Consider the following 20,129-nt stretch of genomic DNA (forward strand, 5'->3'; position numbering starts at 1 on the left):
GTTTAAACTGTTTCCAATGTTTTACGGAGCTGAAGGATCAGTAAGACGCTTGGCACTCGCCACTCTCATCCCGCCTGTAAGACAGCCCAGTGCTTAGAGGCCACCCGCTTATGAAAACCCCCACCCAGACCAACGCAATTGACTTTGACAGTGCCAAATTGCAACGCCTGGGATTTGGCCAGCCATCCTTACGCCCACGTCGCCCCGCCACCCTTGCCGAACTTCGCCAGCAACTGAACCAGCAGTTGCAGACCAGCCTGGAGCCGGAGCGCATCCTGGGCCTGTTCTTTCGTGAAGTTCAGCGCCTGGTGCCGCTGGACGCGTTGCAATACCGTCACGCCGCCAGCGACCTGCGCCTGGAGTTTGGCCACCGGGGTCATCACTCCGTCAGCTACACCCTGAGCCATGAAGGCGAGCACCTGGGGGAACTGGTCTTTCGTCGCAACCAGCGGTTGCTTGAAGAAGAACTGAGCCAGCTCGAACTCCTGCTGGTGACCTTGCTTTATCCGATGCGCAACGCCCTGCTCTACCGCGCCGCCACCCGCAGCGCCCTGCGTGACCCGTTGACCGAAACCGGCAACCGTGTGGCCATGGACCAGACGCTGCAGCGAGAAATCGACATGGCACGCCGGCATTTGCACCCGCTGTCGTTGTTGATGCTGGACATCGACCACTTCAAGAAAATCAACGACACCCATGGGCATGCCGCGGGCGACAGCGTGCTGCGCGCCGTGGCCGGGGCGATCAAACGCCAGCTGCGCAACGTGGACATGGTGTTCCGGTTTGGCGGGGAGGAGTTTTTGATCCTGCTGTCCAACACCGGTCGCGATGCCGCGAGGATGGTGGGAGAGCGCCTTCGCCAGGCGGCACAAGCCCAGGACTACTGGGTGGAGGGCACGCGAATAGAACTGACCGTGAGCCTCGGCTGCTCGACGCTGCTGGCGGCCGAGTCGGCTGAAAGCCTGCTGCGTCGGGCCGACAATGCGTTGTATGTGGCCAAGCGCGAAGGTCGTAACCGCTTGGCGATGGCGGGGTAAAGTCAATTGTGGCGAGGGAGATTGCTCCCTCGCCACAGTTACCGCTACGCCTCGCTGGCGATGCGCACAGGGCGCTCGCGAACGGCTGGCGCCTTGTCTTTCTCTGTATGCTCTAGACGCATGCAGCTTTCCAGGAACAAGTGCATGTAGTCGTAGCTCTTGCATACCGCCTGGCGCAACTCTTCCTGCAGGGCCTTGCTCGGGTTGGTCCCGGCCAGCGTGCAGATGATTTCCAGGGCTTCCCAAGGGTGGGCGTCATCGTACTGGGCGTGCATCTTCAGCCACTTCATCGCCCGCTTGCGATCTTCCTCAGGGAAGGCGGCAGCATACACACCGGTAGAGCAGACCACGGCGGACCACTCCCCCGTCGCCCCCTCGATCGCGTAGTTGGTGGCGGCAATCGCGACGATCAACGCATCCGCCGAGCTGGTGTGCCAGCACCAATGACTCAGGGCGTGCAACTCAGGCGGCACCTCCTGCGCTTGCAGTTCTTCAAGGCTGACGCCGTGAGCCCGCGCCCAATTGACCCAATAGTCGGCATGGTTGAGCTCCACGCGGATATTGCGCATGAGCCAACGGCGCGCCATATCCTCCCCAGGATGACGGGCAAACTTGGTCTTGGTCAGGTTCTGCGCCATGTACAAGGCAAACTGTTCCACCACCGGCCAACCACCAATCAGGTAGTGGCGCATGGTCTTGGCGCTGAGGGCGTTGTCACGCATGCGCTGATACAGTTCGTGCTCGACAACCCGACGCTTGCTCTCGCTACAGTCCTGGATCAATTGCTGCGCCCAGGCGGGGTAACTGGAGGCTTCCATAAGCGGGCCGGTTCTGTTGAATGTGTCGATCACTGTGGGGCTCCTTTTCAAGTGTGATTGTACAGACCAGCAAATGTTTCAGCGGAAAGTGCCGGGCGCCTTGAATAACAGTGGCTGCGGCCGCTCAGGTCGGCACTGCAAGCTATCAAAGGTAAACAATTGCGGGCGTTCAATCAGGTAGCCCTGAGCGTAATCCACACCTATCTCAAGTAAAGCCTGTTCGATCTGGGGTGTTTCAACAAACTCGGCAATCGTGCGCTTACCCATGACGTGGCCGATGTGGTTGATCACTTCGACCATGGCGCGGTTAATCGGGTCGTCCAGCATATCCTTTACGAAACTTCCATCGATCTTCAGGAAGTCTACAGGTAAATGTTTCAAATATGCGAATGAGGACATTCCGGCGCAAAAATCATCGAGTGAGAAATGGCACCCTAACGCTTTGAGTTCATTAATAAACCGAATCGCGCTGCCCAAATTGGCTATAGCGCTGGTTTCAGTTATTTCAAAACAAATCATTTCCGGTGGAATGTTGTAAGTATCGAATTTCTGACGCAAAAAACCTAAAAAGTCATCATCGCCAATGGTTATGCCTGACAGATTAATCGCACACATGGCCATGGGGCGGCCCGGGCGCTCATGCATGCAACGGGCGATAATCTTGAATACGTTTTCCACTACCCAACGATCCAGGGACGTCATCAACCCGTAGCGTTCGGCCGCCGGAATAAAACTGTTGGGCAAAATGATCCGCCCCGCTTCGTCATGCAGGCGCAGGAGAATTTCGATGTGCCCACTGCCGGCGTCGGTAGGGCCCAAAGGCGCAATTTCCTGGGCGTAAAGGCAAAAGCGGTCTTCCTCAAGCGCAATATGCAGCCGCTGTACCCAGGCCATCTCGCCAAACCGCAGAGACAACTCCGAGTCGTCGACATGGTAGACCTGCACCCGGTTGCGCCCCTTTTCCTTGGCCATGTAGCACGCCATGTCGGCGGCACGCAGGGAGGTTTCCAGGGTGGTCGGGGTTTGCGAGATATGCACCAGGCCGATGCTGACGGTGGTCATGAAGGGCCGACCCTTCCACACGAAGTGCAAGTTCTGCACAGTGTGGCGCAGGCTCTCGGCGATTTTTTCCGCCACCGGCGCCGGGCAGTTCTCCAGCAGGATACCAAACTCGTCGCCGCCCAACCGAGCCAGGGTGTCGCCCTCGCGCAGGTCCGACTGCAGCAACGCGCAGATGTGGCGCAGCAGTTCATCGCCCGCGGCATGGCCACAGGTGTCATTGACCAGCTTGAACTGGTCGAGGTCGAGGAACATCAAGGCATGTCGCCCACTTTGCTGGCGCGCGACCTGTTGCAGCACCTGTTCAAGGCGGAACTCGAACTCGCGACGGTTAGCCAGGCCAGTCAACGCGTCGTGGGTGGCCTGCCAGGAAAGGTTGGCGATGTACTGGCGTTCCTGGGTCATGTCATGCAGCACCAGGACCGCACCGCTGACCTTGCCGGCACTGCGGATCGGCGCGCCCACCAGGGTGACCGAGACGGTGCTGCCGTCCAGGCGCTGGATCAGCTTGGAATGCTCGCTGCCGCCGCTGAACTGGCCTTTGACGATGTGTTCAATCAGTGTGAAACCGTCGGGCTCGGCGTTTTCATTCAAAAGCTTGAACAGCGCCGCCAGCGGCAGGCCCTGGGCTTGCTCCGAGCGCCAGTGGGTCAACGCTTCGGCTGCAGGGTTCATATAGGCAATGGCCCCGTCGACGTCGGTGGTAATCACCCCGTCGCCAATCGACTCCAATGTGATCTGCGCCCGCTCCTTCTCCGCTTGCAGCGCATCGGCAAAGGCATGACGCTGGGCCAGCAGCTTGTGGGTGCGCAGCAGCGCCAACACGATCAGGCCCAAGGCAGTCGCCAGGTTGGTGATCAACAACAGGCGCAGGATCATCCGCGAACCTTCGCCCAGGGCATCGCTGAACGCCTTGGCAGCGGGCGTCACCCCTTCATTGATGGCCGTGATGCGCGCCTTCCAATGATGGACATCGTCACTGCTGACGTAGCCGGAGGTAATGGCGCCGTGCATCTCCTGAGCCAGCTCATCGAGCTGCACGAGGTAGCCGTCGCCCACCGTCCACAGCTCAATGGCTTTTTCCAGGTAGCTGAAATGACGGAAGTTGAGGTATAGCCAGATCAGGCTGGAAACGTCGTCCGGATGATTACCGCCCTTGAGAATGCCCAAGCGGGCCGCGTCCGTATCGGGGGTGGGACGGTCCAGAGCAATGCGCAATTCATGCCCACCCTGGGGCACGGCAATGGCCTGCTGGTATTTGAGGTAGGTGGCGTCGTTGCGGTTATCGGCGTAGAGGGTCAGGTAGTAGATGGCATCCTTCTGGCCCTTGGACCACAGGCTTTCGCCCGCCACATAGCCCCGCACTGCCGAAAGCACGTAGAGACTGACGCAGCCTAACAATGCCTGGAACAACACGACGGCGATAAAGGGCCAGACAATACCCAGCAGGCGTGGCGTTCCGAGAGTCCGCTTTTGCTTCATGAAGTCCCTTACACATGCACAGCTTGATACGCACGCGAAAATCCGCTCCCGATAGCACAGCCTAAGCTAAATCAACGTACTTGTTGCAAGTGTCCGTACAGTTTGGCGTACAACCCGCCATCGGCAATCAACTGCTGATGGTCGCCGTCCTCGGCGATGTGCCCGCCATCGAACACCAGCACTCGGTCAGCCTGCTTCACCGCAGACAGCCGGTGGGCGATGATGAGTGTAGTACGCCCGCTGAGAAACCGCGCCAGTGCCTGGTGCAGGTTGTACTCGGTCGCCGCGTCCAATGCGGAGGTGGCCTCGTCCAGAATCACCACTTTAGGCTCGGCGAGCACCATGCGGGCAATGGCCAGGCGTTGCCGCTGTCCACCGGAAAAGCGCACGCCCGAACGCCCGACCACGCTGTCCAGGCCCAAGGGCAATGCCTTGACAGTAGCATCCAGTTGGGCGATTTCCAGCGCCTGCCAGCAGGCTTGATCGGTGCGGGTGCGGCCCATGGTCAGGTTGGCGCGCACGGTATCGTTGAACAGCGCAGGATGTTGCAGCACCACCGCGACGTTTTCGCGGATGGTCTCCAGGCCGATCTCCTGCTGGGTGGCAGTGCCAAAACGAATGCTGCCGGCCTGCGGCGTGTAGAGCCCCAGCAACAGTTGCACCAGGGTGCTTTTACCGCCGCCGCTGGCGCCGACAATTGCCACCTTTTCACCCGGTGCGATGGCCAGGTTCAACTGGTTGAGTACCAGCTCTTCGCCGTAGCCGAAGTCGAGGCCACGCACTTCGATGCCGACCGTCTCGCGCCCGCTGAACGGATCTGCGCCGCCTGGGTATTGCGGCTCATCGGCACGCGCCAGCAGCTCGTTGATGCGCGACAGCGCGCCGCCTGCCGCGTAATAGGCGTATTGCAGGTTCAGCAATTGTTCCACCGGGCCAATCATGAACCACAGGTAACTGAACACCGCGAGCATCTGGCCGATGGACAGGTCGGAAAACAGCACGGTGAGCATGGCCGCGGCGCGGAAGATGTCGATACCGAACTGGAACAGCAAGCCACTGGCGCGGCTCGACGCGTCGGTTTTCCATTGGGAATGAATGGCGTAGTCACGCACTTCCTGGGCACGCTGGCCCAGCCGCCCGAGGAAAAAGCCCTGGCGGTTGCCGGCACGTACTTCCTGGATGGCATCGAGGGTTTCGGTCAGCGCCTGGGTAAAGCGTGAAGTACTGTCGTTTTCCAACTTCTTGAGGTGCTTGACGCGCTTGCCCAATTGCACCGTGGCGTAGATCACCAACGGGTTGAACAACAGGATCAACAACGCCAGCTGCCAATGCATCCACACCAGGATCGCCGAGGTGCCGACCAGGGTCAGCATCGCCACCAGGAAGCGGCTGAGGGTTTCGCCGACGAATTTGTCCAGGGTGTCCAGGTCGGTCACCAAGTGGGTGGTGACCGTACCGCTGCCCAGGCTTTCGTACTCACCCAGGGAGATACGCTTGAGACGCTCAATCAGACGCACGCGGATGCGGTACACGATGTCCTTGGCCAAGCGCGCAAACAGCCGCGCCTGCACCACGTTGAACACCAGCGCGCCGCAACGCAGGGCCAGGGTGACCAAGAGCATCAGGCCGATATAGCCAGCCGCTTTTTGCCAGCCCAGGGGCAGCGCGTGGTTCATCACCTTGAGGGCGGCATCGCCATGGCCCAGTAGCACTTCGTCGACCAGCAACGGCAACAACAGCGGGATAGGCACGCTGCACAGGGTGGCGAGCACGGCGACGCCGTTGGCGACCCACAGGGATTTTTTGTGACGCAGGGCCAGGCGGCGAATTTCCGCCCAGGTCAGGCGGTCGGTGCGTGGAGGCTGTTCATACACAGGCAGCTCGCTCCAACCATCGAGCCAGTAACGGCGACAGCTCGGACAGCGGCTGGTAACCATTGGTCAGCAAGGCCAACTGGCCGTTGCGCTCGGCCAGCAGGGTCGGAAACCCGGCAATGCCCAGGTCCTGCACCCAAGTGAAATCGGCCGCCGTGGCCGCGTGCTGATCGGCACGGTCGAACTCGCCGGCAAACTCGATACGTGGAATACCGGCCTGTTCGGCGAGCTCTACCAGCACAGGGGCGAGCGTCACGTCCCGGCCTTCGACATAGAACGCGCGCTGGATCAGCCCCAGCAGCGTCCAGGCGCAATCCGGCGCCAGGCTGCGTGCGGTGACGATAGCGCGGCACGCAGGCTCGGTGTCGTAGACAAACCCGTCGGGCAATGCGCCTTCTCGCTTGAACGGCTGGCCGGTGGCGTCGGTGACGGCCTGCCAGTGTTCAAGGATGTAGCGCCGGGTCGTCGGCTCCAGCGCCGCGCCGCTGCCGGTGCGCAAGCCGCCCACCACCAGGTGCACGTCCACGCCGGCCGCCTGGGCCTGCTCCACCAGCGCTTGTGCCACCGGGGCAAAGCCCCAGCACCAGGAACACATCGGGTCCATTACATAGAGCAGGCGCGCAGACATGGCTCAGGCCTCGGAAGGGGTTTGCTTGTAGTTGTAACCAATCGGGTGCGGCATGTTGCGGGCCTTGGCCAGTTCGATCTGCTTCTGGCGGTCGATCGCACTGCGACGGGTCTTCTCCGGCAGCTTATCCCAGCAATGGGGGCAACTGATGCCAGCCACATAATGCTCGGAGGCACGGTCTTCTACGCTCACCGGTGTGCGGCAGGCATGACATTGATCGTAGTCGCCTTCGCTCAAGTCGTGGCGCACGGTCACGCGATTGTCGAACACAAAGCAGTCGCCCTGCCATTTGGTTTCTTCCTGGGGCACCTCTTCGAGGTACTTCAGGATACCGCCCTTGAGGTGGTAGACCTCATCGAAGCCTTCGCTGAGCATGTAGCTCGACGCCTTCTCACAGCGAATGCCGCCAGTGCAGAACATGGCGACCTTCTTGTGCTTGGCCGGGTCGAAGTTGGCTTTGATGTAGTCGGGAAATTCGCGAAAACTGGTGGTTTTCGGGTCGATTGCGCCTTCAAAGGTGCCGATGGACACTTCGTAGTCGTTACGGGTGTCGATCAACAATACTTCCGGGTCGCTGATCAGCGCGTTCCAATCCTGCGGGTCGACGTAAGTACCCACCTTTTTGTTCGGGTCCACGCCTTCGACACCCAGGGTCACGATCTCTTTCTTGAGTTTGACCTTGGTGCGGTAGAACGGCTGGTCGTCGCAGTAAGACTCTTTGTGGTCGATGTCGACCATGCGTGGGTCTTTCTTGAGCCAGGCCATCAGGCCGTCAATGCCTTCGCGGCTGCCGGAAACGGTGCCGTTGATGCCTTCTTCGGCGATCAGCAAGGTGCCTTTGATGCCGTTATCGACCATCGCCTGCAACAGGGGCTCGCGCAGGGCGACGTAATCTTCGAGGGTGACGAACTTGTACAGTGCCGCCACGACAATCGGTTGAGTCATGGGTGTTCTCTCCAGGTGGCTACCCTCGTAAGGGGTGAACCGGATGCAAAAAAAACGCGCCGGCTAAGCGGCGCGTTGCGGATTCTATCAGGGTTACCCCATCAATGTCCGCCGGCGCAGGTCGGCGAGGCCGGGGCTGCGTCGATTGTCGCCCATTCTTCGGGCGTATAGGTATGCAGCGCCAGCGCATGAAATTCGCTCATCAGGCTACCCAGGGTGGCGTAGACCTTCTGGTGGCGCTTGACGCGGTTAAGTCCCTCGAACTGCTGGCTGACCAGCACGGCCTTGAAGTGGGTCTGCAACCCACGACTGTGCATGTGGCTTTCATCCAGCACGCTCAAATGCTCCGGGGCCAGGGCGGCAAGGGCCGTTTCGATACGCTGTTGCATGGTCATTCCTGCTTACTTCTTCTTGGCCGGTGCGGCGGCTTTTGGCGCCAGCTCGTTGGTCATGTCTTCCAACAGCTTGTTCACCACCGGTACGGCGCTTTCCAGCTTGGCCTGGGTCATCTGGGCCGACTGCTGGGTCAGCTGGGGCATTTTTTCCAGGACTTTCTTGCCAAGTGGCGACTGGTAGAACGCTACCAGGTCCTTGAGCTCGGATTCGCTGAAGTTGGTGGTGTAGAGCTTGACCATGTCGGGCTTGAGCTTCGGCCAGCCGATGGCCTGGTCCAGAGCGGCGTTGGCCTTGGCCTGGTAGCTGTCCAGTACGGACTGCTTGGCGGCAGGCGCCTTGGTCTGTTCGAAACGCTGGGCGAACATTTGCTGCACTTGCATGTACACCGGGGTCCCCAGCTTGTCAGCATGGGCCAGGGTAAGGAAGGCTTCGGCACTGGCGTTGTGGCTGGCGGTATCGGCAAGAACCTGGCCGCTGGCGCAAACCAGAGCAACCGCGGTACAGATGGCACGAAGACGAGTCATCGAGTTTCCTTTTCTAGCAGGCGAGGTAAGACCCCAAGGGCGACCATTCTGCGCCTAAAAAACCTCGCGGCTCAACCCCACCCCTCGGCAAGCCCTGGTTTCACGGGGCACGAGGGCACAAATGCGCTTTTAGGGAACCCACGCTGGCCGCCAGGGCCTAAACTGACCAATCACGACTGGATAAGGAGGGTGACCGATGAGCCGTATCGAAACCGACAGCCTGGGGGAAGTACAGGTCCCTGATGACGCCTATTGGGGTGCGCAAACCCAACGTTCGCTGGTCAATTTCGCGATTGGCGAGCAGCGCATGCCGCTGGCGGTATTGCATGCCTTGGCCTTGATCAAGAAGGCTGCGGCACGGGTCAACGACCGTAACGGCGACCTGCCCGCCGATATTGCCCGCCTGATCGAGCAAGCTGCCGACGAGGTTCTGGACGGCCAGCACGACGACCAGTTCCCGCTGGTGGTCTGGCAGACCGGCAGTGGCACCCAGAGCAACATGAACGCCAACGAAGTGATCGCTGGCCGCGCCAACGAACTGGCCGGCAACAACCGCGGCGGCAAGAGCCCGGTGCACCCCAACGATCACGTCAACCGTTCCCAGAGTTCCAACGACTGCTTCCCTACTGCCATGAGCATTGCTGCGGTGCAAGCGGTGAACAAGCAACTGCTGCCGGCGATCGCCACCTTGTCCGGTGGCCTGGCGGAATTGGCCGCGCGGCATATGAAACTGGTCAAGACCGGCCGTACCCACATGATGGATGCCACGCCGATCACCTTCGGCCAGGAGCTTTCGGCGTTTATCGCCCAGCTCGATTACGCCGAGCGTGCGATCCGCAGCGCCCTGCCCGCGGTGTGCGAGCTGGCCCAGGGCGGCACTGCCGTCGGCACCGGCCTCAATGCCCCTCATGGCTTTGGCGAGGCGATTGCTTCCGAACTGGCCGCGTTGTCAGGTTTACCCTTTGTGACCGCGCCGAACAAATTCGCCGCCCTCTCCGGCCATGAGCCGCTGGTGACCCTGCACGGCGCGCTGAAAACCCTGGCCGTGGCGCTGATGAAAATCGCCAACGACCTGCGCCTGCTGGGTTCGGGCCCTCGCGCCGGGCTGGCCGAAGTCAAGTTGCCGGCCAACGAACCGGGCAGTTCGATCATGCCCGGCAAGGTCAATCCGACCCAGTGCGAAGCGCTGTCGATGCTGGCCTGCCAGGTACTGGGCAACGACGTGACCATCGGCATGGCCGCCAGCCAAGGGCACTTGCAGTTGAACGTGTACAAGCCGGTGATCATCCACAACCTGCTGGAGTCGATCCGCCTGCTGGCCGATGGCTGCAACAATTTCCAGGAGCATTGCATTGCCGGCCTCGAACCCGACGCCGAGCAAATGGCCCAGCACCTGGAACGCGGGCTGATGCTGGTCACCGCCCTCAACCCGCATATCGGCTACGACAAGTCAGCCGAAATCGCCAAGAAGGCTTACGCCGAAGGGCTGACACTGCGTGAGGCTGCACTGGAGCTGGGCTACCTCACCGATGCCGAGTTTGACCAATGGGTGCGCCCGGAAAACATGCTCGGCGCTTAAACCGACATCCGCAGCCGCCGGGCCCTGAGCCCGGCGAGCAGCGAAGGCGCCAGCGCCACCATCGCCGAGCCCGTCACCACCACTAGCGCCCCCACATACCCCAAGGCATTGATCTCTTCGGCTTGCACATAGTCCGGCCATAGCCACGCCGCTACCGCCACGGCTACGAAGGTCACCAGGGGCGTCAACGCCAGGGTTGCACTGACCCGCGAAGCTTCCCAATGCGCCAGGGCTTCGGCAAATGCGCCGTAGGCCACCAGCGTATTCATGCAGCACGCCAGCAGCAGCCAGCCTTGCAGCGGGCTCAACTGCAACGCCTCCAGCGGATGTGCCCAAGGGGTGAGCAACAGCGCGCACGACAGATAGATCACCATCATCACCTGCAGCGAATTCCACACCGTCAGCAACTGCTTCTGACCCAGTGCATAGAACACCCAGATGGTGGTGGCGAGCAGGATCGTCAGCACACCGGCGGTGTAGGTGCCCATGGACGTCAGCAATTCCACCAGACGTTGGTTGAAGAACAAACCAAAGCCTGCGATCAGCACCAACAACCCCACTCCCTGCCCCAGGCTGAAGCGCTCCTTGAACACAAACACACTGGCTACCATCAGAAAGATCGGCCCCATCTGCACCACCAACTGCGCCGTGCCCGGGCTGAGCATTTTCAGGCCCACCAGGTACAACACGTAGTTGCCCACCAGGCCACACACCGCCATGCCCACCAGCCACCCACCCTTGGGGCCAAGCACTTTGCGGCTGGGCAGGCGTTTGGTGGCGGCCAGGTAAACGAACAGGCACGTGCCCGCTACCATGAGGCGAAACCAAGTCACAGTGATCGGGTCCATCACCTGCAACACTTGCTTGAGCTTGATCGGGAGAATGCCCCACAGAAACGCGGTCAGCAGGGTCAGGAAGAAACCGTAGACCCAGCGGCCGGAAGAGATGTGCATGAGTGCCCCAGATGCCAGAGGAAGTGGAGCAGGCATTCTAGGGGCAAGTCACTGAGTTCGGATACGTCACAGTCTTGAATGGGGGAGCTGGCTTGCCTGCGATGGCGGTTTATTTGTGCCCAATCTGTCGCTGGCCCACCGCTATCGTAGGCAAGCCAGCTCCCACATTGGCCGTATTCCAAGCCGACTCAGCGTACGGCTTCGAAGAGTCCGGTGGCGCCCATCCCGCCCCCCACGCACATGGTGACAATCCCGTAACGCAGGTTGCGCCGTTGCAGCTCGCGCACCAGGTGCCCCACCTGCCGCGAGCCGGTCATGCCGAACGGGTGCCCGATGGAAATCGAGCCGCCGTTGACATTGTATTTGGCATTATCGATCTCCAGGCGATTGCGTGCGTAAAGGCACTGGGAAGCAAAGGCCTCATTGAGTTCCCACACGTCGATGTCCGCCACCTGCAAGCCCTTGGCCTTGAGCAACTTGGGCACCGAGAACACCGGGCCAATGCCCATTTCATCCGGTTCGCAACCGGCCACGGTAAAGCCCCGGAAGAACGCCTTGGGCTTGAGCCCCAGTGCCAAGGCTTTTTCCAGGCTCATCACCAAGGTCATCGACGCACCGTCGGAAAGCTGCGAGGAGTTACCTGCCGTCACCGAGCCATCCTCGGCAAATACCGGCTTCAGGCCGCTGAGGCTGGCCAGGGTGGTGTCCGGGCGGTTGCAATCGTCACGGTCGACTACGCCATCCAGGATCTGCACCGCGCCAGTGTTCTTGTCCTCGACCTTGTACTTGACCGCCATCGGCACGATTTCATCGTTGAACAAGCCATCAGCCTGGGCCTGGGCGGTGCGCTGCTGGCTTTGCAGCGCGTAAAGATCCTGGTCTTCGCGGCTGACGTGATAGCGGCGCGCAACAATTTCGGCGGTCTGGCCCATGGGGAAGTAAATGCCCGGCACCTGTTCCTTAAGCAGCGGGTTGATCAGGTTATCGGTGTTGACGCTCTTCATGGTCAGGCTGATGGACTCCACGCCACCGGCAACAATGATGTCGCTGCAGCCCGAAGCGATCTGGTTGGCGGCAATGGCAATCGCCTGCAAGCCCGACGAACAGAAACGGTTGAGGGTCATGCCCGCCGTACCGGTGCCCAGTTGCGAGAGCACCGCCACGTTACGCCCGATGTTATAGCCCTGGGCGCCTTCGTTGGAGCCGGCACCGACGATGCAGTCTTCTACCGTCGCAGGGTCGATACCGTTGCGGGCCAGCAGCGCATTGACACAATGGGCCGCCATGTCATCGGGGCGGGTCTGGTTGAACTTGCCGCGAAAGGACTTGGCCAGGCCGGTTCGCACGCTGTCGACGATCACTACTTCACGCATGGGCTACCTCGATCTTGTGGTTGTTGATCGAGGATAGAGCCGGGCCAGGCCGACCGCGATGATCATTCACTGCGTGGATGCAAAAGCATGGGCTATTTCTTTTTGTCGTGCTTGTCGCTTTTATCAAACGCCTCTTCCAGCGCACGGTTGATGGTGCGCAGCACCTTGACCCGCGCCCAGCGTTTGTCGTTGGCTTCTACCAGGGTCCAAGGCGCCACCTCGGTGCTGGTGCGGTCAACCATGTCGCCCACCGCCGCGCGGTAGTCGTCCCACTTGTCGCGATTGCGCCAGTCGTCTTCAGTAATCTTGAAGCGCTTGAAGGGAATTTCTTCACGGGCCTGGAAGCGTTCCAGCTGCGTCTCCTTGTCGATGGCCAGCCAGAACTTGACCACGATCACGCCCGCATCGCGCAGTTGCTCTTCGAAGTCATTGATCTCGCCATAGGCGCGCATCCAGTCCGCTGGGGTACAGAAGCCTTCGATGCGCTCCACCAGCACGCGACCGTACCAGGAGCGGTCAAACACGGTGAACATGCCGCGCGCCGGGATCTTCTGCCAGAACCGCCACAGATAAGGCTGGGCCCGTTCGTCTTCGCTGGGCGCGGCAATCGGCACGATGTGGTACTGGCGTGGGTCCAGTGCTGCCGCCACACGGCGGATCGCCCCGCCCTTGCCTGCCGCGTCGTTGCCCTCGAATACACTCACCAACGCGTGCTTGCGCATGCGTTTGTCGCGCATCAGCCCAGAGAAGCGCGCCTGCTCGGTAATCAGTTGTTCTTCGTAATCATCCTTGTCCAGGCGCAGGGTCATGTCGAGGCTGTCGAGCAGGCTCTTTTGGTCCACCGAGGCAAGCAACGGCGCCGGGTTCATGCCGCTGGCCTTGACCTTGGCCTGCTTCAGGGCACTTTGCAGCCCATCGAGCAGGATCTTGCCCACGGTCAGCCCACGGTAATGGGGGTCGACGCCTTCGATCACATGCCACGGCGCGTAATCGCGGCTGGTGCGGCGCAGCACACGCTCACCGAAATGCACGAACTTGTCGTAGGTCCTGGACTGCTGCCAGTCCAATGGGCTGATGCGCCAGCTGTGCAGCGGGTCGTCGGCCAGAGCCTTGAGGCGCGCCTTCATCTGTTTTTTTGACAGGTGGAACCAGAACTTGAAGATCAGCGCACCTTCATCGCAGAGCATCTTTTCCAGGCGTTCGGCGCCGGCAATGGCCTGGTCCAGCCGCGCATCCTTGATCTGCCCATGCACGCGGCCTTGGAGCATCTGGCTGTACCAGTTGCCGAAGAAAATGCCCATGCGGCCCTTGGCCGGCAGTTGCCGCCAGTAGCGCCAGGCCGGTGGGCGCGCCAGTTCTTCGTCGGTCTGCTGGTCGAAGGTGCGCACTTCGATCAGGCGCGGGTCCATCCATTCATTGAGCAGCTTGACGGTTTCACCCTTGCCCGCGCCCTCGATGCCGTTGATGAGGATGATCACCGGGAAGCGCTTCTGCTGTTGCAGCTCGTACTGAACTTCCAGCAAGGCTTCACGCAGGGCCGGCACTTCGGCGTCGTAGGTGTCTTTGTCGATGGCGTGACCGATTTCGGCGGATTCGAACATGGGCAGCTCCGTTTCAAGATGGCTCAAGACTAGCGGATTGGGCCAAGACACGCGCAAGGAAATACACCCCAGCCTTGCCATGGATCAATTCAACGCCTGTTGATCGGCTAGAATGGCCGCCTTGTCTTTGCCCGCTTTCATTTTATGAGCCGCCATGAACCCCATCACCCACGCCCAGCTCGACTGGGATGATCAAGGCCGCCCGCATTCGCGGGTATTCGACGACGTGTATTTTTCCGACCAGTCGGGCCTGGAAGAAACCCGCTACGTGTTCCTGGAGCAGAACCGCTTGCAGGAACGCTTCGCCGCCTTGCCAACAGGTGGGCGCCTGGTGATTGGCGAGACCGGCTTCGGCACCGGTTTGAACTTCCTCTGCGCCTGGCAGTTGTTCGAACAGCACGCAGTCGCCGGTGCGCGGCTGCACTTTGTCAGCGTGGAAAAATACCCCCTCAGCCATGCCGACCTGCAACGCGCCCTCGCCCTCTGGCCCGAACTGCAACCCTTGGCCGAGCAATTGCTGGCGCAATACATTGCCATCCACCAGGGTTTTCAGCGCCTGGTATTGGACAATGGCCGCGTGACCCTGACCCTGTTGATCGGTGATGCGCTGGAACAATTGCCGCAACTGGACGCCCAGGTCGATGCGTGGTTTCTCGACGGGTTCGCCCCGGCGAAAAACCCCGACATGTGGACCGCTGAGCTGTTCGCCCAACTGGCGCGCCTGGCGGCACCGGGCTCGACCATCAGCACCTTCACCAGCACCGGCTGGGTAAGGCGGCTGATCAATGCCGCCGGGTTCAAGATGAAACGCACGCCGGGCATCGGCCATAAATGGGAGATCCTGCGTGGGGAGTTTGTCGGTTGGCCCGCCGACTTACCCGCGCCGGCCCCACGTAAACCCTGGTTCGCCCGACCACCCGCCATCAAGGGTGAACGCCACGCCCTGGTCATCGGCGGTGGCCTGGCCGGTTGCGCGACCGCCGCCAGCCTGGCCGCCCGGGGTTGGCGTGTCAGTCTTCTGGAGCGCCACGCCGGCCTGGCACAGGAAGCTTCGGGCAACCCACAGGGTGTGTTGTACCTCAAGCTTTCGGCCCATGGCACGGCCTTGTCCCAACTGATAGTCAGCGGTTTTGGCCACACCCGACGCCTGCTGGAACATTTGCACCGAGGTGTCGATTGGGACGGCTGTGGCGTGTTGCAACTGGCGTTTGACGCCAAAGAGATCCAGCGTCAGGCTCAATTGGCAAACGCCTTTGCTCCGGACCTGCTGCATCTGCTGGACCGCGAGCAAGCGCAGCAAAAGGCGGGAATCGAACTGGCCCACGGCGGGTTGTTTTTTCCACAGGGCGGTTGGGTGCATCCGCCCGCGCTGTGTCAGTGGCAGGCGAAACATCCACTGATTGAAGTGCTCACCCACCACGAGGCCCTGGAACTGCGCCGGCTCGACGACCAATGGCAAGCCCGCGCCGGTGACCGCGTATTGGCCAGCGCCAGTGTCGTGGTGCTCGCCGGGGCTGCGGAGATCAAGCGTTTCCCCTTCAGTGCAGACATACCGCTCAAGCGCATCCGTGGGCAGATCACTCGGCTGGCGCAAACCTGCGCGAGTAAAGCGCTGGCCACGGTGGTCTGTGCCGAAGGCTACGTCGCGCCGGCCCGGCTTGGCGAACACACCCTGGGCGCGAGTTTCGACTTCAACAATCAAGACCTCACGCCCACGCCCGCCGAACACCATGGCAACCTGCAGATGCTGGGTGAGATTTCTACCGACCTGCTGCAACGCCTGGGTGCTGATCGCTTGACACCTGAACAGCTGGAGGGCCGTGCCGCGTTTCGTTGTACCAGCCCTGACTACCTGCCCATCGTTGGGCCACTGGCTGACCATGCGGCGTTTGAGCAGGCTTATGCGGTACTGGGCAAAGATGCCCGGCAAGTACCGCAAACGCCCTGCCCGTGGCTGCCAGGTCTGTTTCTCAATAGCGGCCATGGCTCGCGTGGATTGATCACTGCGCCGTTGTGCGGCGAACTATTGGCTGCGTGGCTGAGTGATGAGCCCCTGCCCGTGCCCACCAGCGTGGCCGAGGCTTGCCACCCCAATCGATTTGCCCTGCGCGCGTTGGTGCGAGGCCAGGGCGCTGCACAAAAAAAGCCGGATTAAAGGCAAGGCGGCGATCTGGCTTATAACTTATCGGTCTAAAACTCCACGCATAGCACTGGGTCAGTTTCTGGGTACGCGCCCTTTTGGGCGTATTGAGTGTTGACCCCTCCCCAACGGAAAAACCGGTAAGGAACTTATGTGTGGATTAGCTGGCGAGTTACGCTTTGATTATCAACCTGCCGACCTGGCAGCCGTAGAACGCATCACCCATCACCTCGCCCCCCGAGGCCCCGACGCCTGGGGCTTTCATGCCCAAGGGCCGATTGCCCTGGGCCACCGCCGCCTGAAGATCATGGACCTGTCGGACGGCTCTGCCCAACCGATGGTCGACGCCCATCTGGGGCTGTCCCTGGCGTTCAATGGCGCTATCTATAATTTCCCGGAGCTGCGCCAAGAGCTGGAAGCCCTGGGTTACGCCTTCTATTCCGGTGGCGACACCGAAGTGTTGCTCAAGGGTTATCACGCCTGGGGCGAAGCGCTGCTGCCCAAGCTCAACGGGATGTTCGCCTTTGCCATTTGGGAGCGTGATGCCCAGCGCCTGTTCATCGCCCGCGACCGTCTGGGGGTCAAACCTTTGTACCTGTCGCGCACCGGCCAACGCCTGCGCTTTGCCTCGGCGCTACCCGCGTTGCTCAAGGGCGGCGACATCAACCCGATCCTCGATCCGGTCGCCCTCAACCACTACCTGAATTTCCACGCCGTGGTCCCCGCGCCGCGCACGCTGTTGGCCGGCATCGAAAAGCTGCCGCCCGCCAGCTGGATGCGCATCGACGCCAGCGGCAAGACCGAACAGAAAACCTGGTGGACCCTGCCCTACGGCCCCCATGAGGACGAAAAACACCTGACCCTGGAAGACTGGACCGACCGCGTGCTCGACAGCACCCGCGAAGCCGTGGCCATTCGCCAACGTGCGGCGGTGGATGTGGGGGTGCTGCTGTCAGGCGGCGTCGATTCGAGCATGCTCGTCGGCCTGCTGCGTGAAGTGGGCGTGGAGGATTTGTCGACCTTCTCCATCGGCTTTGAAGACGCCGGCGGCGAACGTGGCGATGAGTTCCAGTACTCAGACCTGATCGCCAAACACTACGGCACCCATCACCACCAACTGCGCATCGCCGAAAGCGAGATCATCGAGCAACTGCCAGCAGCCTTCCGCGCCATGAGCGAGCCGATGGTCAGCCATGACTGCATCGCCTTCTACCTGCTGTCGCGGGAAGTGGCCAAGCATTGCAAAGTGGTGCAGAGCGGCCAGGGCGCCGATGAACTGTTCGCCGGTTACCACTGGTACCCGCAAGTGGACGGTGCCAGCGACCCGTACGCGGCCTACCGCGAGGCGTTTTTCGACCGCAGCTACGACGACTACGCGGCGACCGTCGCGCCCCAATGGCTGACCGCCAACGACGCTGCCGGCGACTTCGTGCGCGAGCATTTCGCGATGCCGGGCGCCGACGCGGCGGTGGACAAGGCCCTGCGTCTGGACAGCACGGTGATGCTGGTGGACGACCCGGTCAAACGCGTCGACAACATGACCATGGCCTGGGGCCTGGAAGCGCGCACACCGTTCCTCGACTACCGCCTGGTAGAACTGTCGGCCCGTGTGCCGGCCCAGTTCAAGCTGCCCGACGGCGGCAAACAGGTGCTCAAGGAAGCGGCGCGTCGGGTGATCCCCAGCGAAGTCATCGACCGCAAGAAAGGCTACTTCCCCGTGCCCGGCCTCAAGCACCTGCAGGGCGATACCTTGAATTGGGTGCGCGAGTTGCTGCTGGACCCGAGCCAGGACCGCGGGCTGTTCAACCCGGCCATGCTCGACCGCTTGCTCACCGACCCGCAAGGCCAATTGACCCCGCTGCGCGGCTCCAAGCTGTGGCAGCTGGCGGCGCTGAACCTGTGGCTGAGCGAACAAGGAATCTGATCCATGAAACCGAATGCCGCGGCTTACAGCCAACGCTTACTCAAGGGCCAGGCGCCGACCTACGAGCGCCTGCAAGCGCGCCTGGCCGAAGATGGCAGCGCACTGGCCGCCGACCCGATTGCCGTGCATTGCGGCTGGGGCCGGTTGTTGATTGGCCACACCTTTCCCGACCCGGCAAGCCTGGCCCAGGAACTGCTCAACGAGCAGCCTGGCGAGCGCGATATCGCCCTGTACGTGGCAGCGCCCCAGCAAATCCTGGGCATTGACCCGCAGCAACTGTTCCTCGACCCGTCCGACACCCTGCGCCTGTGGTTCACCGACTACCGCCCGGCCACCCGGGTGTTTCGCGGCTTTCGTATTCGCCGGGTACAGAGCGAGGCCGACTGGCAAGCGGTCAACCACTTGTACCAGGGCCGCGGGATGCTGCCCATCGACCCGGAACGCCTCACCCCACGTCATCAAGGCGGCCCGGTGTACTGGCTGGCCGAAGATGAAGACAGCGGCGCGGTGATTGGCAGCGTGATGGGCCTCAACCATCACAAGGCCTTCCACGACCCGGAGAACGGTTGCAGCCTCTGGTGTTTGGCCGTCGACCCTCAATGCACCCGCCCTGGCGTCGGTGAAGTGTTGGTGCGCCACTTGGTGGAGCACTTCATGAGCCGAGGCTTGAGCTACCTGGACTTGTCGGTGCTGCACGATAACCGCCAGGCCAAGAGCCTTTACGCCAAGCTCGGCTTTCGGGCGTTGACCACCTTTGCAATCAAGCGCAAGAACGGCATCAATCAACCGCTGTTTCTGGGCCCGGGGCCTCAGGCAGAGTTCAACCCTTACGCGCGCATCATTGTCGAAGAAGCCCACCGACGCGGTATTGATGTGCACGTTGACGACGCCGATGCGGGTTTGTTCACCCTTAGCCACGGCGGGCGTCGCGTGCGTTGCCGTGAGTCCCTGAGCGACCTGACCAGCGCCATCAGCATGACCCTGTGCCAGGACAAGAGCCTCACCCACAAGGTGCTCAAGGCGGCGGGCCTGCAGGTGCCGGTGCAACAGTTGGCGGGCAGTGCCGACGACAACCTGGAGTTTCTCGACGAACACCAGCGCATCGTGGTCAAGCCGCTGGATGGCGAGCAAGGCCATGGCGTCGCCGTGGATCTGCGCAGCATCGAAGAGGTGCAGCAGGCGATCGAAGCGGCGCGCCAGTTCGACAGCCGCGTGTTGCTGGAAAGCTTCCACGAAGGCCTGGACCTGCGCATTCTGGTGATCGGTTTTGAAGTGGTCGCGGCTGCGATTCGTCGCCCTGCCGAAGTGATCGGCGACGGCCAGCATTCGATTCGCGCGTTGATCCAGGCGCAAAGCCGTCGTCGCCAGGCGGCCACCGACGGCGAGAGCAAAATCCCGCTGGATGCAGAAACCGAGCGCACCCTCAAAGCCGCAGGTTACGACTACAACAGCATCCTGCCCCGTGGCGTGCAACTGGCCGTGCGACGCACCGCCAACCTGCACACCGGGGGTTGCCTGGAAGATGTCACGGCGATCCTGCACCCGACACTGGTGGATGCAGCCGTGCGTGCGGCCCGTGCCCTGGATATCCCCATGGTCGGCCTGGACCTGATGGTGCCTGCGGCCGACCAGCCAGAGTATGTGTTTATCGAAGCCAACGAACGGGCCGGCCTGGCCAACCATGAACCGCAACCCACGGCTGAGAAGTTTGTGGATTTGTTGTTCCCACACAGTCAGCCGGCTACCTGACTACCGATCGTTCCCACGCTCCGCGTGGGAATGCAGCCTGTGACGCT

General features: G+C 61.6%; 15 protein-coding genes. 5 read left to right on the plus strand and 10 right to left on the minus strand.

Annotation, left to right across the window (positions count from 1 at the left end; all coding sequences use genetic code 11):
* Nucleotides 1-110: 110 nt before the first annotated feature.
* A complete protein-coding gene (locus MHH62_RS15070; RefSeq protein ID WP_014719251.1) occupies nucleotides 111-1,037 on the plus strand; it encodes a GGDEF domain-containing protein in 927 nt (308 codons plus the stop codon).
* A 44-nt stretch (nucleotides 1,038-1,081) separates the two neighbouring features.
* On the opposite strand, the gene MHH62_RS15075 is transcribed toward MHH62_RS15070, so the two are convergent.
* The 7 genes from MHH62_RS15075 to MHH62_RS15105 all read right to left on the minus strand — a co-directional run bounded on the left by MHH62_RS15075 (nucleotide 1,082) and on the right by MHH62_RS15105 (nucleotide 8,763).
* Nucleotides 1,082-1,888, minus strand: coding sequence for an iron-containing redox enzyme family protein (locus MHH62_RS15075; protein ID WP_014719252.1), 807 nt, complete (start codon nucleotides 1,886-1,888; stop codon nucleotides 1,082-1,084).
* Nucleotides 1,889-1,933: 45 nt separating this feature from the next.
* Nucleotides 1,934-4,396 (minus strand): EAL domain-containing protein, encoded by a 2,463-nt coding sequence (locus MHH62_RS15080; protein WP_020302253.1) that lies wholly within the window; start codon nucleotides 4,394-4,396, stop codon nucleotides 1,934-1,936.
* 71 nt (nucleotides 4,397-4,467) lie between these two features.
* Complete coding sequence (locus MHH62_RS15085) at nucleotides 4,468-6,270, minus strand: ABC transporter ATP-binding protein (protein ID WP_019817586.1); 1,803 nt, start codon at nucleotides 6,268-6,270, stop codon at nucleotides 4,468-4,470.
* Nucleotides 6,263-6,898: a DsbA family protein gene (locus MHH62_RS15090; RefSeq protein ID WP_014719255.1), complete on the minus strand. Its 636-nt coding sequence runs from the start codon at nucleotides 6,896-6,898 to the stop codon at nucleotides 6,263-6,265. Before MHH62_RS15090 ends, MHH62_RS15085 begins: the two co-directional genes overlap by 8 nt.
* A gap of 3 nt (nucleotides 6,899-6,901) precedes the next feature.
* A complete protein-coding gene (locus MHH62_RS15095; RefSeq protein ID WP_014719256.1) occupies nucleotides 6,902-7,843 on the minus strand; it encodes a rhodanese-related sulfurtransferase in 942 nt (313 codons plus the stop codon).
* Nucleotides 7,844-7,944: 101 nt separating this feature from the next.
* Entirely contained in the window at nucleotides 7,945-8,238 is a 294-nt protein-coding gene (locus tag MHH62_RS15100; protein WP_038450988.1) for a BolA family protein, read from the minus strand.
* Between the two features lie 6 nt (nucleotides 8,239-8,244).
* Nucleotides 8,245-8,763, minus strand: a complete 519-nt coding sequence (locus MHH62_RS15105; RefSeq protein WP_014719258.1) for a DUF2059 domain-containing protein — start codon at nucleotides 8,761-8,763, stop codon at nucleotides 8,245-8,247.
* A gap of 196 nt (nucleotides 8,764-8,959) precedes the next feature.
* Between MHH62_RS15105 and MHH62_RS15110 the strand changes: the two genes are divergently transcribed.
* On the plus strand, nucleotides 8,960-10,342 hold the full coding sequence (locus MHH62_RS15110; RefSeq protein ID WP_014719259.1) for a class II fumarate hydratase: 1,383 nt from the start codon (nucleotides 8,960-8,962) through the stop codon (nucleotides 10,340-10,342).
* Here MHH62_RS15110 and MHH62_RS15115 read toward each other — a convergent pair.
* From MHH62_RS15115 to pap, 3 genes are all read right to left on the minus strand, one after another.
* Nucleotides 10,339-11,295, minus strand: coding sequence for a DMT family transporter (locus MHH62_RS15115; RefSeq protein ID WP_014719260.1), 957 nt, complete (start codon nucleotides 11,293-11,295; stop codon nucleotides 10,339-10,341). The two genes, MHH62_RS15110 and MHH62_RS15115, sit on opposite strands and share 4 nt — an antisense overlap.
* Nucleotides 11,296-11,483: 188 nt before the next feature.
* Nucleotides 11,484-12,668: a thiolase family protein gene (locus tag MHH62_RS15120; RefSeq protein ID WP_192001673.1), complete on the minus strand. Its 1,185-nt coding sequence runs from the start codon at nucleotides 12,666-12,668 to the stop codon at nucleotides 11,484-11,486.
* A 92-nt stretch (nucleotides 12,669-12,760) separates the two neighbouring features.
* Nucleotides 12,761-14,269 (minus strand): polyphosphate:AMP phosphotransferase, encoded by a 1,509-nt coding sequence (gene pap / locus MHH62_RS15125; protein WP_137270655.1) that lies wholly within the window; start codon nucleotides 14,267-14,269, stop codon nucleotides 12,761-12,763.
* A gap of 154 nt (nucleotides 14,270-14,423) precedes the next feature.
* Between pap and mnmC the strand changes: the two genes are divergently transcribed.
* From mnmC to ngg, 3 genes are all read left to right on the plus strand, one after another.
* Nucleotides 14,424-16,424, plus strand: coding sequence for a bifunctional tRNA (5-methylaminomethyl-2-thiouridine)(34)-methyltransferase MnmD/FAD-dependent 5-carboxymethylaminomethyl-2-thiouridine(34) oxidoreductase MnmC (gene mnmC / locus MHH62_RS15130; protein WP_339231254.1), 2,001 nt, complete (start codon nucleotides 14,424-14,426; stop codon nucleotides 16,422-16,424).
* A 136-nt stretch (nucleotides 16,425-16,560) separates the two neighbouring features.
* The gene (locus MHH62_RS15135) at nucleotides 16,561-18,333 is read left to right on the plus strand and encodes an N-acetylglutaminylglutamine amidotransferase (protein ID WP_201914618.1); all 1,773 of its coding nucleotides are present in this window, start codon (nucleotides 16,561-16,563) and stop codon (nucleotides 18,331-18,333) included.
* A gap of 3 nt (nucleotides 18,334-18,336) precedes the next feature.
* Nucleotides 18,337-20,082, plus strand: coding sequence for an N-acetylglutaminylglutamine synthetase (gene ngg / locus MHH62_RS15140; RefSeq protein WP_014719265.1), 1,746 nt, complete (start codon nucleotides 18,337-18,339; stop codon nucleotides 20,080-20,082).
* The last annotated feature ends 47 nt before the right edge of the window (nucleotides 20,083-20,129 follow it).

The organism is Pseudomonas sp. FSL L8-0168, assembly GCF_037976155.1.
GTDB classification, from domain to species: domain Bacteria; phylum Pseudomonadota; class Gammaproteobacteria; order Pseudomonadales; family Pseudomonadaceae; genus Aquipseudomonas; species Aquipseudomonas paracarnis.